The organism is Alsobacter sp. SYSU BS001988, assembly GCF_054796215.1.
The window spans coordinates 341,565-355,461 of sequence record NZ_JBTAMK010000004.1; the positions used below are offsets into that span (position 1 = coordinate 341,565).

The window sequence follows — 13,897 nt, forward strand, 5'->3', positions numbered from 1 at the left end:
CTCCTCCCGGCGGCTCGCGCCGGGGCGTCGGTCCCGCGCGGCTTCGTTGCGCCGATCATGGGCGCCGCCGGGCCGGCCCGCAAGGCCAGGGCGGCGCCTCCGGGGGGAGCGCCCTACTTCAGGCCGGCGCGGAGGAACTCGATCACGCCGGAGAAGTCCTTCGCGCCGTAGCCGGCCGCCTCGAAGGCTTCGTAGATCTTCGCCGCATGGGCGCCCAGCGGCGTCTCGGCCCCGGCCGAGCCGGCCGCGTCCTGCGACAGCCGCAGGTCCTTCAGCATCAGCGCCGCCGCGAAGCCGGGCGCATAGCCGCTGTTGGCGGGGCTGGTCGGAACCGGCCCGGGAACCGGGCAATAGGTGGTCAGCGACCAGCACTGTCCCGAGGAGGTCGACGCCACGTCGAACAGCGCCTGGTGCGACAGGCCGAGCTTCTCGGCCAGCACGAAGGCCTCGCTGACGCCGACCATCGAGATCCCGAGGATCATGTTGTTGCAGATCTTGGCGGCCTGGCCGGCGCCCGCCTCGCCGCAATGCACCACCTTCTTGCCCATGACCTCCAGGAGGGGCCTCGCCTTGGCGAAGGCCTCGGGCGATCCGCCGCACATGAAGGTGAGGGTTCCGGCCGTGGCGCCGCCGACGCCGCCCGACACGGGCGCGTCGAGGCTGGGCATGCCGGCCTCCCGGGCCAGCGCGTGGGCCTGGCGCGCGCTCTCCACGTCGATGGTGGAGGAATCGATCATCAGCGTCCCGGGCCGCGCGTGCTTCAGCACGTCGCCCCAGACGGACAGCACCGGCTTGCCGGCCGGCAGCATGGTGACGACCGCATCGGCCTCCCGCACGGCGTCCGCCGCCGTGGCCGCCGTCGCGACGCCCTGGCCGGCCGCGGCGTCGAGATGGGCGCGCGACAGGTCGAAGCCGATCACCCTGTGGCCCGCCTTGACCAGATTGGCGCTCATGGGCGCGCCCATGTTGCCCAGGCCGATGAACCCGATGACGCTCACGATGTCCTCCCGATTGTTCCGGACGGGCCGGTCACATCCCGCTTCCCTGCCCGCGCCCGATCAGGCTGCGGGCGATGATGACGCGCATGATCTCGTTGGAGCCCTCGAGGATCTGGTGCACGCGCAGGTCGCGCACGATCTTCTCGACGCCGTAGTCGGCGAGATAGCCGTAGCCGCCATGCAGCTGCAGCGCCTGGTTGGCGACGTCGAAGCCGACGTCGGTGCCGAAGCGCTTGGCCATGGCGCAGAGCCGCGTGGCGTCCGGGGCCTTGGCGTCCAGCGCCGAAGCGGCGCGCCACAGGAAGGTGCGGGCCGCCTCCAGTTCGGTCGCCATGTCGGCGAGCCGGAACTGCAGCGCCTGGAACTCCTGCAGCTTCCTGCCGAAGGCCTTGCGCTCGCCCAGATAGGCCAGCGACTTGTCGAGCGCGGCCTGCGCGCCGCCCAGCGAGCAGGCCGCGATGTTGAGCCGGCCGCCGTCGAGGCCCGCCATCGCGATCTTGAAGCCGATGCCCTCGGGGCCGAGTCGGTTGTCGACCGGGACGCGGCAGCCGTCGAAGATCACCTGGCGGGTCGGCTGGGCGTTCCAGCCCATCTTCTTCTCGTTGGCCCCGAAGCTCAGGCCGGGCGCGTCCTTGGGGATCACGAGCGTCGAGATCCCGCCCGCTCCCTCCTCGCCGGTGCGCGCCATGACGACGTAGAGATCGGAGGCGCCGGCGCCGGAGATGAACTGCTTCACCCCGTCCACCACATAGACGTCGCCCTCGCGCCGCGCCCTCGTCCTCAGCGCCGCCGCGTCGGAGCCGGCGCCGGGCTCGGTCAGGCAGTAGCTGGCGATGTGCTCCATGGTGGCGAGCTTCGGCAGGAACCGCCGGCGCTGCTCGTCCGACCCGTAGGCGTCGATCATCCAGGACGCCATGTTGTGGATGGAGATGAAGGCCGCCACGGTCGGGCAGCCGGTCGCCAGCGCCTCGAAGATCAGGGTCGCGTCGAGACGGGTCAGCCCCGAGCCGCCCACGTCGTCGCGCACATAGACGCCGCCCATCCCGAGCGCCGCCGCCTCGCGCATCTCCTCGACCGGGAAGTGCTTGCGCTCGTCCCACTCCACCGCCTTGGGAGCGAGCCTCTCGGCCGCGAAGTCGCGCGCCATGTCGCGGATGGCGAGGTGGTCTTCCGAAAGGGCGAAGAGGGACATCGGGCGGCGTCCTTCAGGGCGCGACGTGGAGAGCGGGCCGGTGGGCCGGCCCGCTCAGCTCAGCTCACTTCATCGTCGGGATCGAGAACTCCGCCCCGTCCTTGATGCCGGACGGCCAGCGCGAGGTGACGGTCTTCGTCTTGGTGTAGAACCGGAAGGCGTCCGGGCCGTGCTGGTTCAGGTCGCCGAAGCCCGAGCGCTTCCAGCCGCCGAAGGTGTAGTAGGCCAGCGGCACCGGGATCGGCACGTTGATGCCCACCATGCCGACCTGCACCTTGGCGGCGAAGTCGCGCGCCGCGTCGCCGTCGCGCGTGAAGATGGCGGTGCCGTTGCCATATTCATGGTCGTTGGCGAGCGCGAGGCCCTCGGCGTAGTCCTTGGCGCGGACGACGGACAGCACCGGGCCGAAGATCTCTTCCTTGTAGATCCGCATGTCCTTGGTGACGTTGTCGAACAGGCAGCCGCCCATGTAGTAGCCGTTCTCGTAGCCCTGCATCTTGAAGCCGCGGCCGTCGACGCGCAGCGTGGCCCCCTCCTGGATGCCGAGGTCGACATAGGACTTCACCTTGTCGAGATGGGCCTTGGTGACGAGCGGGCCGAAATCGGCCGACGGGTCGGTCGAGGGGCCGACCTTCAGGCCCTCGACGCGCGGGATCAGCTTGTTCATGAGGCGGTCGGCGGCCTCCTGGCCGACCGGCACCGCCACCGAGATCGCCATGCAGCGCTCGCCGGCCGAGCCGTAGCCGGCCCCGATGAGGGCGTCGACGGCCTGGTCCATGTCGGCGTCCGGCATGACGATCATGTGGTTCTTGGCGCCGCCGAAGCACTGCACGCGCTTCCCCGCCGCGCAGCCGCGCGTGTAGACGTATTCGGCGACCGGGGTCGAGCCCACGAAGCCCACCGCCTTGACGTCCGGATCGTCCAGCAGGGCGTCCACCGCCTCCTTGTCGCCGTTGACGACGTTGAGCACGCCGGCCGGCAGGCCGGCCTGCAGGAACAGCTCGGCGATGCGCAGCGGCACGCCGGGATCGCGCTCGGAGGGCTTCAGGATGAAGGCGTTGCCCGCCGCCAGCGCCGGGCCGCACTTCCACAGCGGGATCATGGCCGGGAAGTTGAACGGGGTGATGCCCGCCACCACGCCGAGCGGCTGGCGCATCGAATAGATGTCGATGCCGGGGCCGGCGCCCTCGGTGTACTCGCCCTTCATCATCTGCGGCGCGCCGATGCAGAACTCGATGACCTCGAGGCCGCGCTGGATGTCGCCCTTGGCGTCCGGCACGGTCTTGCCGTGCTCGCGGGCGAGCAGCTCGGCGAGGCTGTCATACTCGGCGTGGACCAGCTCGAGGAACTTCATCAGCACGCGGGCGCGGCGCTGCGGGTTGGTGGCCGCCCAGGCCGGCTGGGCCGCCTTGGCGTTCTCGACGGCCGCCCGCACTTCGGCGGCGGACGCCAGGGGCACCCGCGACGCGAGCTCGCCGGTCATCGGCCAGAAGGCGTCCGTGAAGCGGCCCGAGGCGCCCTTCACATGCTTGCCGCCGATGAAATGCGTGAGTTCCGCGACCATGATGTCCTCCCCGAGATGACGGCGCCGCCCGTCAGCGGGCGGCCAAGCTTTGCGACACGAGTATCATTGCGATCCACGCACGGCTATGCGACTTTTCAACCCTGATCCGTGCGCAAACGCCCATATGGGCGCGCCTGGGACACGGAGCCGAAAGACGCGCGCATGGGCGGTTTCGATTGGGATGACTTGCGCTTTTTTCTCGCCGTGGCAAGGGCCGGCCGCCTGACCATCGCGGCGCGCCGCCTCGGGGCGGACCACGCCACCGTCAGTCGCCGCGTCACCTCGCTCGAGGCGGCCCTGAAGGCGACCCTGTTCGAGCGCCGGCCGCAGGGCTACGCCCTCACCGCCCAGGGCGAGCGCCTCGTGGTCGCCGCCGAGGCGATCGAGAGCGCCGCGCTGGCCGCCGCCAGCGAGATCGGCGGCTCGGACCTCGCTCTGTCGGGAGCGGTCCGCATCGGCGCGCCGGACGGGTTCGGGACGCTGTTCCTGGCCCCGCGCGCCGTGGCCTTGGCGGAGCGCTATCCCGAGCTGGAGATCCAGCTCGTCGCGATGCCGCGCCTGCTCTCCCTGTCGAAGCGCGAGGCCGACGTGGCGATCGCGCTGTCGCCGCCCAAGGAGGGCAAGGTCGTCGCCCGAAAGCTCACCGACTACCGCCTGGCCCTCTATGCGGCGCCGTCCTATCTGGCGGCGGCCGCCCCGATCCGGTCCGCCGAGGACCTCTCCGATCACCCGCTCATCGGCTATATCGACGATCTCATCATCACGCCGGAGCTGGACTATCTGGATGAGATCGCCAAGGGCCTGCGCCCGCGCCTGCAATCCTCCACGCTGGTCGCCCAGATGCAGTGCGCCATGACCGGGGCGGGCGTCTGCGTCCTGCCGCATTTCATGGCGGCGGGCCGGCCCGAGCTCGCGCCGGTCCTGCCGGAGATCCAGCTCACCCGCACCTTCTGGCTGATCGTTCACGCCGAGCTGAAGGACGTCGCCCGCATCCGCGCCACGGTCGATTTCCTCGTGCGCGAGACGCGGGCCGCGCGGGCGCTCTTCCTGCCGGAGTGAGGCGCACCGCCGCCGTTTGCGCGCCGGCCCCGGCATGGCTACGACTGGACGCGGGACAGAAGCGGGACCGCCCATGCCGACTGCCGTCGAACTCTCCTATGTGGACATGCACACCGCCGGCGAGCCGGTCCGGATCGTCACCGGCGGCTATCCGGAGCTGCGCGGCCGCACGGTCCTGGAGCAGCGGCGGGACGCCCGCGAGCGCTTCGACCATTGGCGCCGCGCCATGATGCTGGAGCCGCGGGGCCATGCGGGGATGTATGGCGTGATCCCGGTGCGCCCGTCGCATCCCGGCGCCGTGCTGGGCGTGCTGTTCACGCACAATGAGGGCTACTCGACCATGTGCGGCCACGCCACCATCGCGCTCGGCCGCTGGGTGGTGGACCAGGGCCTCGTCCCGATGGTCGAGCCGGAGACCCGCTTCGTGATCGAGGCCCCGTGCGGGCCCCTGGCCCTCGCCTGCACGGTGCGGGACGGCGCGGTCACGGCGGTGCGCTTCGAGAGCGTTCCGGCCTACGCGCATGCGCTGGACGTGAGCGTCGAGGTCCCGGGCCATGGGCGCATCGTCGCCGACATCGCCTATGGGGGCGCGTTCTACGCGATCCTGCCGGCCGCGCGCTTCGGGCTCGACTTCTTCGCCACGCCGCTGGACGACCTGGTCGCGGCGGGGGGCGCGCTCACGGACGTGGTCCGGCGGGAGATGCGCATCGCGCACCCGACCGAGCCGGACCTCGGCTTCCTCTACGGAACGATCCTGACCGACGACGCCGGGCCCGCCGACGAAAGCTGGAACCTCTGCGTCTTCGCCGAGCGCCAGGTGGACCGCAGCCCCACGGGATCGGGCGTCACGGCCCGCATGGCGCTGGACCACGCCAAGGGCCTCGTGCGGCCCGGCCAGACCCGCCTGTTCCGGGGGATATCGGGCGGGCCCTTCACCGGCGCCGTGACGCGCCCGGCTCCCGAGATCGAGGGCGCGGTGCGGGTGGAGGTCGGCGGCCAGGGCTTCTACGCCGGCAAGGGCGCCTTCCTGATCGAAGCCGACGACCCGCTCGGCTGCGGCTTCACGCTGGCGCGCAGCTTCGGCGAGGCCAGAACGGTCGTCCGCTCACCGGCATGACCCACCGTCATCCCCGTCCCGGCGCTTCGCGCCGCCGGGGATGACGGCGCAGAGATGGCCGCGCGCGGATCACCCCCGCAGGGCGGCGCCGCTCTTTTTCTGAACCTCGGCGACGATCTTCGCCGCGACGGCGTCGATTTCGGCGTCGGTCAGCGTCTTCTCGGTGGGCTGCAGGGTCACCGCGAGGGCGACGGATTTCTTGCCGTCCGGCACGCCCGGTCCCTCATAGACGTCGAAGACGTCCACGGCCGCGATCAGCTGCCGCTCGGCCGTCTGGGCCGCCTTGACGAGGTCGCCGGCCGCCACCGCGCGGTCGACCACGAAGGCGAAGTCGCGCGACACGGGCTGGAAGTCCGAGAGCGTCAGCTTCGGCTTGATCTTGGTCGGCTTGGCCTTGGGCGGCGGCAGCCGGTCGAGGATCAGCTCGAAGCCCACGGCCGGGCCCTTCGCGTCCAGCGCCTCCAGGGCGCGCGGGTGAAGCTCGCCGAACCAGCCGACCACCAACTTGGGGCCGAACTGCAGCGTGCCGGAGCGGCCCGGATGGAACCAGGCGGGTCCGCCCGGGACGACCTGCAGGCCGCCGGTCGGGACGCCCAGCGCCTCCAGCGCCGCCATGGCGTCGGCCTTGGCGTCGAAGACGTCGGCGGGCGTCGCCGGGGCGGACCAGCGGCGGCCGGCGCCGTCCGGCTTCGCCAGGCCCCGGCGCACGCCAGCGGCGGCGATGTCCTGCTCCTCTGGCTTGTCGCCGCGAAACACCTGCCCCACCTCGAACAGCGCCAGGTCCTGCGCGCCGCGGTCGTGGTTGCGCTGCGCCGCCTTGAGCAGGCCCGGCAGCAGGCTCGGCCGCATGTCGGACAGCTCCGCCGCGATCGGGTTGGCGAGCGCCAGCTCGGGACGGCCGCCGCCGAAGGTCTCGGCCTCCTGCTTGCCGATGAACGACCATGTCACGGCCTCCACCATGCCGCGCGCCGCCAGCGCGCGCTTGGCCGTGCGGGTGCGCTTCTGGATGAGCGTCAGCACCGGCTTGGCGACCGTCGCCTCCTCGCGGGCGAAGGGCGTCGACGCGATGCGGTCGAGGCCCGCGATGCGCACGATCTCCTCGACGATGTCCGCCTTGCCCTCCACGTCCGGCCGCCAGGACGGCACGGCCACCTTGACGTAGGACTCCGTGCCCGAGACCCAGAAACCGAGCTCGCGCAGGATCACCTTCATCTCCGGGACCGGCAGGGTCAGGCCGGTGAGCCGCTCCACCTCGGCGTAGGGGAACTCGATGATCTTGTCCGGCGACGGGATCTCGCCCGCCAGCGTGACCGTGGACGCCTCGCCGCCGCACAGGTCCATGACCATGCGGGTGGCCATCTCGAGCCCCGGCAGGCAGAAGGCCGGATCGACGCCGCGCTCGAAGCGGTAGCGCGCGTCGGTGTTGACGCCGAGCTTGCGGCCCGTGAGCGCGATGTTGAGCGGATCCCACAGCGCCGACTCGATCAGCACGTCCGTGGTCGTCTCGTCGCAGCCCGAATGCTCGCCGCCCATGACGCCCGCGATGCTCTCCACGCCGGCGTCGTCGGCGATCACCACCATGCCGTCGTCGAGCGCATAAGTGCGCCCGTCCAGCGCCAGCACCTGCTCGCCGGTCCGGGCGCGGCGGACCACGAGGTCGCCGCTGACCTTCTTCAGGTCGAAGACGTGCAACGGCCGATTGCGGTCGAATGTCATGTAGTTGGTGATGTCGACCAGCGCGTTGATGGGGCGCAGCCCTATCGCCTTCAGGCGCCGCTGCATCCACTCCGGGCTCGGCCCGTTCTTCACGCCGCGCACCAGCCGCAGCGCGAAGGCCGGGCAGAGCTTTTCGTCGCCCGGCGCGAGATCGAGCCTGACCGCCACCGGGCAGGGGAACTCGCCCCGGACGCCCTGGACCGGCTTGTCGATGAGCTTGCCCAGCCCGGCCGCCGCCAGATCGCGGGCCACGCCGTGCACGCCGAGCGCGTCCGGCCGGTTCGGCGTCACGGCGAAGTCGATCACGGCGTCGTCGAGGCCGGCCCAGTCGGCGTATTTCACCCCCACCGGCGCGTCGGCCGGCAGGTCGATGATGCCGTCATGGTCCTCGCCCAGGCCCAGCTCCATGGCCGAGCACAGCATGCCGGCGCTCTCCACGCCGCGGATCATCCCGACCCCGAGGGTGATGTTCTTGCCCGGGATGTAGGTCCCGGGCGGCGAGAACACCGACTTCATGCCCGTGCGGGCGTTCGGCGCGCCGCACACCACCTGCACGGGCGTCCCCGAGCCGGTGTCGACGATGCACACCCGCAGCCGGTCGGCGTTGGGGTGCTGCTCGGCCGAGATCACATAGGCGATCGTGTAGGCCTCCAGCAGCTTGGCCGGATCCTCCACGCTCTCGACCTCGAGCCCCACGCGCGTCAGCGTCTCGTCCACGGTCCGCAGCGAGGCCGTGGTGTCGAGGTGCTCCTTGAGCCAGGAGAGTGTGAGCTTCATCTGGCTGACCTCAGAACCTGTATGTGTTCTTGATGATGTCGAAGAGCTGCCGAGCGGCTTCTTCGCCCATTTGAAATGTTTGGCTCTGCTTGTCGCGCATCACGCGATCGTCAGATCCATAGGTATCGATCTGGAGCACTGTCCGACCATCCTGCACGTCGAAGGCTTTCACCTGAGCGACAACCTGAGTTGGCTGTTTTCTGCCCACGCCAGGCTTCGGCATGAATGCTGTGATCCAGGGCATGACTGCCTCCTCAGGCGCTCAGGCCGGCCGTCAGGGACGGGATGTCCAGCGGGCGGAAGCCGTAATGGCTCAGCCAGCGGACGTCGGCGTCGAAGAAAGCGCGCAGGTCCGGCATGCCGTATTTCAGCATCGCGATGCGGTCGATCCCCATGCCCCAGGCGAAGCCCTGGTATTCGTCGGGGTCGAGGCCGCAATGGCGGATGACGTTGGGGTGCACCATCCCGCAGCCCAGGATCTCCAGCCAGTCGTCGCCCTCGCCGAAGCGGATCTCGCCGCCCTTGCGCGAGCACTGGATGTCGACCTCGGCGGAGGGCTCCGTGAACGGGAAGAATGACGGCCGGAAGCGCATCTTCACGTGCTCGACCTCGAAGAACGCCTTGCAGAACTCCTCCAGGATCCATTTCAGGTGGCCCATATGGGAGCCGCGGTCGATCACTAGGCCCTCGACCTGGTGGAACATCGGCGTATGCGTCTGGTCGCTGTCGCACCGGTAGGTCCGGCCCGGGATGATCACCCGGATCGGCGGCTTCTGGCTCATCATCGTTCGGATCTGAACCGGGCTCGTATGGGTGCGCAGCAGCTTGCGCTCGCCGTCCGGGCCGGGGTTGAAGAAGAACGTGTCGTGCATCTCCCTGGCCGGATGCCCGACCGGGAAGTTCAGCGCCGTGAAGTTGTAGAAATCCGTCTCGATGTCCGGGCCTTCCGCCACCGCGAAGCCCATGTCGCCGAAGATCGTCGTCAGCTCGTCGATCACCTGGCTGATCGGATGCACCCGGCCGCGGCCGAGCGCGCTCTCGGGCGTGGGCAGGGTGACGTCGACGGTCTCGGCCTTGAGGCGCGCGTCCAACGCGGCGTTCTTGAGGGCCGTGCGGCGCTCGGCGATCAGGGCCGTCACGCGGTCGCGCAGGCCGTTGATCAGCGGGCCGTTCTGCTTGCGCTCGTCGGGCGTCATGGAGCCGAGCGTCTTCAGGAGCTCGGACACGGAGCCCTTCTTGCCGAGCGCGCCGACGCGCACGGCCTCGAGCGCGGCCTCGTCGGCGGCGGCCCCTGCGGCGGCCGCGATCTCGGATTCCAGGGCGGAGAAATCGGACATGAGCTCAAACACCTCAAGCGCCGGGGAGAGCCCCGGCGCGGACGGCGGGTGTTTGCCACGGGAGGGCGCGGGTTGTCGAGAGAGGGCTCTGGGCCGCCCTTGAAAGAGAAACCCCGCCGGGCTTGTGATCGCCATGGCGGGGTCCGCCCCTCGTCAGGCGACCGCGAGCAATCGTCACCGTTGTGGGTGGGGCGCGATTAAAGACAAGTGACCGAGACCGAAAAGGCGCCGCTCCCGTCTCACCCTTGAACCCTTCCCCGCCAGCCCACATATTCCGGATGCGGCCTCGGCCGCCCGGGTGCTGCATGAGCGGGCCCGGAACCGGAGCGCCTTCACACAGGGCTTCATGTCGCGCGTACCGTCCTTGTCTTCTCCGTTCCTGCTCGGCTTCGACGAGGTGGAACGGGCTCTCAGCCGGGTGGCCAAGGCCGCCTCGGAGGGATATCCGCCCTACAACATCGAGCGCCTCCAGCGCGACGGCGACGAGCCGGAGCGGTTGAGGATCACGCTCGCGGTGGCGGGATTCACCCGGGACGATCTGGAGATCACCCTGGAGGAGAACCAGCTGGTCATCCGTGGCCGGCAGGCCGACGAGAAGGACAGGCAGTTCCTGCATCGCGGCATCGCCGCGCGGCAGTTCCAGCGGGCTTTCCTGCTGGCGGACGGCCTGGAGGTCCGCGGCGCGGACCTCGCGAACGGTCTTCTGTCGATCGACCTCGTCCGGCCGGAAGCCGAGCGGATCGTTCGCCGGATCGACATCATCGGCCGGGACTGACCGCCCGGCCCGACGCCCCCGAATACGCTCTTTTCACTTTCGCTCCGCTCAAAGGAGGGTGCGATGAACGACGCTATCAAGACCCCCGCGACCCAGACCCCCTACGCCGGCTCTTCCGAGCAGGTCACCCCGCAGGTGCTCGCCGCCATCGGGGGAGGCGAGATCGCCTATGTGCGGGCGATCAAGTCCGACGACCTGAACCGCCTGTTCCCGCAGGCGCCCGAGATCCAGCCCGGCCTCGACCTCTTCGCCCTGCTGGGCGCCGACGGCACGCCCATCATGGTGACCGACAGCCGCAACACGGCCATCGCCAACGCCTGGGAGCACAACCTCGTGCCGGTCAGCGTCCACTAGCGACGCAACGCGCCGGGCCCCTCGTTCCGAGGCGCGGGCCAGCCCGCGCCTCGGCGAGGCTTTTCGCGGCTGCGCCCTCGAAAGGTCAGCCGATCTCCTCGATCGCCGCCACCAGCCGCGCCAGGTCCTCCGGGCGCGACAGGCGGTGGTCGCCGTCCTTGATCAAGGTCGTCACCACGTCGTCGCCCGGCAGGTGCTCCACGAGCCGCATGGCGTGCCGCCACGGCACGTCCGGGTCCTGCATGCCCTGCAGGATGTGCACCGGGCAGCCCGTCACGATCGGCGGGCCGTCCAGCATCAGGCGCCGGCGGCCGTCCTCGATCAGCGCGCGGGTGATCGGGTAGGGCTCGGGCGAATAGTCCGACCGCCGAAGCCACGCGCCGGTCTCGACGATCTGGCGCTTCACCTCGTCGGGGAAGCGGTCCCACATCAGCGCCTCGGTGAAGTCCACCGCCGGCGCGATGAGGACGAGGCCCGACAGGCCGAGCCCCTCCTCGCGCAGGCGCTGGGACGCCAGCAGCGCCAGCCAGCCGCCCATCGAGGAGCCTGTCAGCACGGGCGCCGGGCCGGCGAGCGCGCGGATGACGGCGACGCTCTCCTCCAGCCAGCGCGAGATCGTGGCGTCCTCGAACCGTCCGTCGGACAGGCCGTGTCCCGAATAGTCGAACCGCAGGAACGATCGGCCGGCCCCGGCCGCCCACCGGTCCAGCGTCTCCGCCTTTGTGGAGGCCATGTCGGAGCGGAATCCGCCGAGCCACACGACGGTGGGTCCGACGCCGTCGCGGCGCCGATAGGCGATACGGCGGGCGTCGGAACCTGTGCCTACCGTCAGAAACTGCGCATCCGCAAATTGCGGATCGTCCCCGCTCACCTTACACCTCGTGTCATGGATCCTGCCCTGGGTGATTTGCTCGAACCAGCATCGCGGCCGCCGTCGACGCCGACCGCCAGGCGGTCGTCCGCCCCCAGGGGCGTTCTACACCGGGCGGCGCCATGAAGCGACAGGGCCCGTCCACCGCCTTCGCCGGGCAGAACCTGTCGCCGCTGGCCGGCTGCACGATCCTGCAGGTGGTGCCGGAGCTGGAGGCCGGCGGCGTCGAGCGCACCACCGTCGACATCGCCGAGGGCCTCGCGGCGGCCGGCGCGCGCGCCCTGGTGGCGACCTCGGGCGGGCGCCTGGTGGCCGAGCTGCAGGCCAAGGGCGGGATCTGGATCCCGTTCCCGGCCCGCACCAAGAACCCCGTCGCCATGCTGGCCAACGCCCGGCGGCTGCGCGCCATCTGCCTCGATGAGGGCGTCGACATCCTGCACGCCCGCTCGCGAGCCCCGGCCTGGAGCTCGCTGATGGCCTCCCGTGCGCTGGGGCTGCCCTTCGTCACCACCTATGCGGGCAGCTATTCGGGCCGCTCGGCCGTCAAGGCGCTGTACAATTCGGTCATGGCGCGCGGCGACGCCGTCATCGCCAACTCCAGCTACACGGCCGACCTCATCGGCCGGCAGCATCCCTTCGCGCGAGAGCGCGTGCGGGTCATCCACCGCGGCACGGACCTGCGGGCCTTCTCGCCGCATGCGGTCGAGCCCGAGCGCGTGGAGAGGATCCGGCGCGACTGGGGCGTCCAGCCGCACCAGCGCGTCGTGCTGCTGGCCGCGCGGCTGACCGCCTGGAAGGGCCAGAAGGTGCTGATCGAGGCCGCCAAGCGGCTGGTCGACCGCGGCGTCCAGGACATCGCCATCGTGCTGGCCGGCGACCCGCAGGGCCGCGACGGCTATGTGCGCGAACTCGACGCGCTGACCGAGAAGCTCGGCCTCAAGGGGATCGTGCATCGCGCCGGGCATTGTGTCGACATGCCGGCCGCGTTCCTGGCGGCCTCGGTGGTGACGGTGCCGTCCATCGAGCCCGAGGCCTTCGGCCGCTCGGCCGTGGAGGCGCAGGCCATGGGCGCGCCGGTGGTCGTCTCCGATCTCGGCGCGGTGCCGGAGACCGTTCTGGCTCCGCCCCAGGCGCCGGCGGCGGCCCGCACCGGCTGGCGCGTGCCGCCGGGCGACGCCGAAGCGCTGGCCGACGCCGTCCAGACGGCGCTGGGCATGGGCGCCAGCGCCCGCGACGCCCTCGCGGCCCGCGGCCGCGCCCATGTGGAGGCGCATTTCTCGCTGGGCCGCATGGTCGGCGAGACCCTGGACCTCTATGCGGCCCTGCTCGGGCAGGACCGCGCGTGAGCCTGTCCGATCGCTGAAAGTCCAGGATCGGTAACGAAAGACAAAGAGCCGAGTTGACTTCGCGGATCTTTCTGCGAATTTCCAAATTTGCCGTCAACATCGCCCGCCGCCGTCCCGAACGGCGCTTCGAGCTGCCCCGGAGGGGCGGGCCCAGAGGAGACTAAAGCCATTCGCAGACCAATGAGAGCCGCTCCGGTCCCGCAGAAGGACGGACCCCGCGCCAACCGCGACATCCGCGGCGTGCGCGAAGTCCAGCTGATCGACGAAACCGGAGCCAACCAGGGCGTCGTGCCGTTCTTCGACGCCTTGAAGGCCGCCGAGGACGCAGGCCTGGACCTCGTGGAGATCGCTCCGAACTCGACGCCGCCCGTCTGCAAGATCCTCGACCACGGCAAGTTCAAGTTCAACGAGCAGAAGAAGGCCGCCGAGGCCCGCAAGAAGCAGAAGACGGTCGAGGTGAAGGAGATCAAGCTCCGCCCCGGCATCGACGACCACGACTACGGGGTCAAGATGAAGGCCGTCCGCCGCTTCTTCGAAGAGGGCGACAAGGTGAAGGTCACGCTCCGCTTCCGCGGACGCGAGATGGCCCACCAGGATCTCGGCATCAAGCTGCTCGAACGCGTCAAGGCCGAGATGGGCGACGTCTCCAAGGTGGAGTCCGAACCCATGCTGGAGGGACGCCAGATGGTCATGATCATGGCGCCGCGCTGAGCGCCGTTCGACCGTGACGTTTCAAAAGCCGCTGCGGACCACCGCGGCGGCTTTTTCTCGCGCCCGGAATGATGCCTGGC

At 70.4% G+C, this 13,897-nt stretch carries 13 protein-coding genes; 6 read left to right on the forward strand and 7 right to left on the reverse strand.

Features of this window, described 5'->3' with window-relative positions; translation table 11 throughout:
• Positions 1 to 113 precede the first annotated feature (113 nt).
• From mmsB to ACYVO7_RS11240, 3 genes are all read right to left on the reverse strand, one after another.
• A complete protein-coding gene (gene mmsB, locus ACYVO7_RS11230; RefSeq protein WP_460449905.1) occupies positions 114 to 998 on the reverse strand; it encodes a 3-hydroxyisobutyrate dehydrogenase in 885 nt (294 codons plus the stop codon).
• Positions 999 to 1,029: 31 nt separating this feature from the next.
• Positions 1,030 to 2,190, reverse strand: coding sequence for an isobutyryl-CoA dehydrogenase (locus tag ACYVO7_RS11235; RefSeq protein WP_460449906.1), 1,161 nt, complete (start codon positions 2,188 to 2,190; stop codon positions 1,030 to 1,032).
• A 64-nt stretch (positions 2,191 to 2,254) separates the two neighbouring features.
• Positions 2,255 to 3,754 carry a CoA-acylating methylmalonate-semialdehyde dehydrogenase gene (locus ACYVO7_RS11240; RefSeq protein ID WP_460449907.1) on the reverse strand — a complete coding sequence of 500 codons (1,500 nt, stop codon included), beginning with the start codon at positions 3,752 to 3,754 and terminating at the stop codon, positions 2,255 to 2,257.
• A gap of 162 nt (positions 3,755 to 3,916) precedes the next feature.
• On the opposite strand from ACYVO7_RS11240, the gene ACYVO7_RS11245 reads away from it, so the two are divergent.
• Both ACYVO7_RS11245 and ACYVO7_RS11250 read left to right on the forward strand, forming a co-directional pair.
• Positions 3,917 to 4,813 (forward strand): LysR family transcriptional regulator, encoded by an 897-nt coding sequence (locus ACYVO7_RS11245; RefSeq protein ID WP_460449908.1) that lies wholly within the window; start codon positions 3,917 to 3,919, stop codon positions 4,811 to 4,813.
• Positions 4,814 to 4,886: 73 nt separating this feature from the next.
• The gene (locus ACYVO7_RS11250) at positions 4,887 to 5,930 is read left to right on the forward strand and encodes a proline racemase family protein (protein ID WP_460449909.1); all 1,044 of its coding nucleotides are present in this window, start codon (positions 4,887 to 4,889) and stop codon (positions 5,928 to 5,930) included.
• 69 nt (positions 5,931 to 5,999) lie between these two features.
• On the opposite strand, the gene pheT is transcribed toward ACYVO7_RS11250, so the two are convergent.
• From pheT to pheS, 3 genes are read right to left on the reverse strand one after another with little or no spacing between them, the layout of a single operon-like run.
• A complete protein-coding gene (gene pheT, locus ACYVO7_RS11255) occupies positions 6,000 to 8,423 on the reverse strand; it encodes a phenylalanine--tRNA ligase subunit beta (RefSeq protein WP_460449910.1) in 2,424 nt (807 codons plus the stop codon).
• A gap of 10 nt (positions 8,424 to 8,433) precedes the next feature.
• A complete protein-coding gene (locus ACYVO7_RS11260; RefSeq protein ID WP_460449911.1) occupies positions 8,434 to 8,667 on the reverse strand; it encodes a hypothetical protein in 234 nt (77 codons plus the stop codon).
• Positions 8,668 to 8,677: 10 nt separating this feature from the next.
• The gene (gene pheS, locus ACYVO7_RS11265; RefSeq protein ID WP_460449912.1) at positions 8,678 to 9,760 is read right to left on the reverse strand and encodes a phenylalanine--tRNA ligase subunit alpha; all 1,083 of its coding nucleotides are present in this window, start codon (positions 9,758 to 9,760) and stop codon (positions 8,678 to 8,680) included.
• 346 nt (positions 9,761 to 10,106) lie between these two features.
• On the opposite strand from pheS, the gene ACYVO7_RS11270 reads away from it, so the two are divergent.
• Both ACYVO7_RS11270 and ACYVO7_RS11275 read left to right on the forward strand, forming a co-directional pair.
• Complete coding sequence (locus ACYVO7_RS11270; RefSeq protein WP_460449913.1) at positions 10,107 to 10,535, forward strand: Hsp20 family protein; 429 nt, start codon at positions 10,107 to 10,109, stop codon at positions 10,533 to 10,535.
• Positions 10,536 to 10,598: 63 nt separating this feature from the next.
• Complete coding sequence (locus ACYVO7_RS11275; RefSeq protein WP_460449914.1) at positions 10,599 to 10,889, forward strand: BQ00720 family protein; 291 nt, start codon at positions 10,599 to 10,601, stop codon at positions 10,887 to 10,889.
• A gap of 85 nt (positions 10,890 to 10,974) precedes the next feature.
• Here the strand turns inward: ACYVO7_RS11275 and ACYVO7_RS11280 are convergent, their stop codons facing one another.
• Positions 10,975 to 11,622: an alpha/beta hydrolase gene (locus ACYVO7_RS11280; RefSeq protein ID WP_460449915.1), complete on the reverse strand. Its 648-nt coding sequence runs from the start codon at positions 11,620 to 11,622 to the stop codon at positions 10,975 to 10,977.
• A gap of 260 nt (positions 11,623 to 11,882) precedes the next feature.
• Between ACYVO7_RS11280 and ACYVO7_RS11285 the strand changes: the two genes are divergently transcribed.
• Together ACYVO7_RS11285 and infC are read left to right on the forward strand one after the other, a co-directional pair.
• Positions 11,883 to 13,106, forward strand: a complete 1,224-nt coding sequence (locus ACYVO7_RS11285; protein ID WP_460449916.1) for a glycosyltransferase family 4 protein — start codon at positions 11,883 to 11,885, stop codon at positions 13,104 to 13,106.
• Positions 13,107 to 13,286: 180 nt separating this feature from the next.
• Complete coding sequence (infC, locus tag ACYVO7_RS11290; RefSeq protein ID WP_406855653.1) at positions 13,287 to 13,817, forward strand: translation initiation factor IF-3; 531 nt, start codon at positions 13,287 to 13,289, stop codon at positions 13,815 to 13,817.
• Positions 13,818 to 13,897 lie beyond the last annotated feature (80 nt).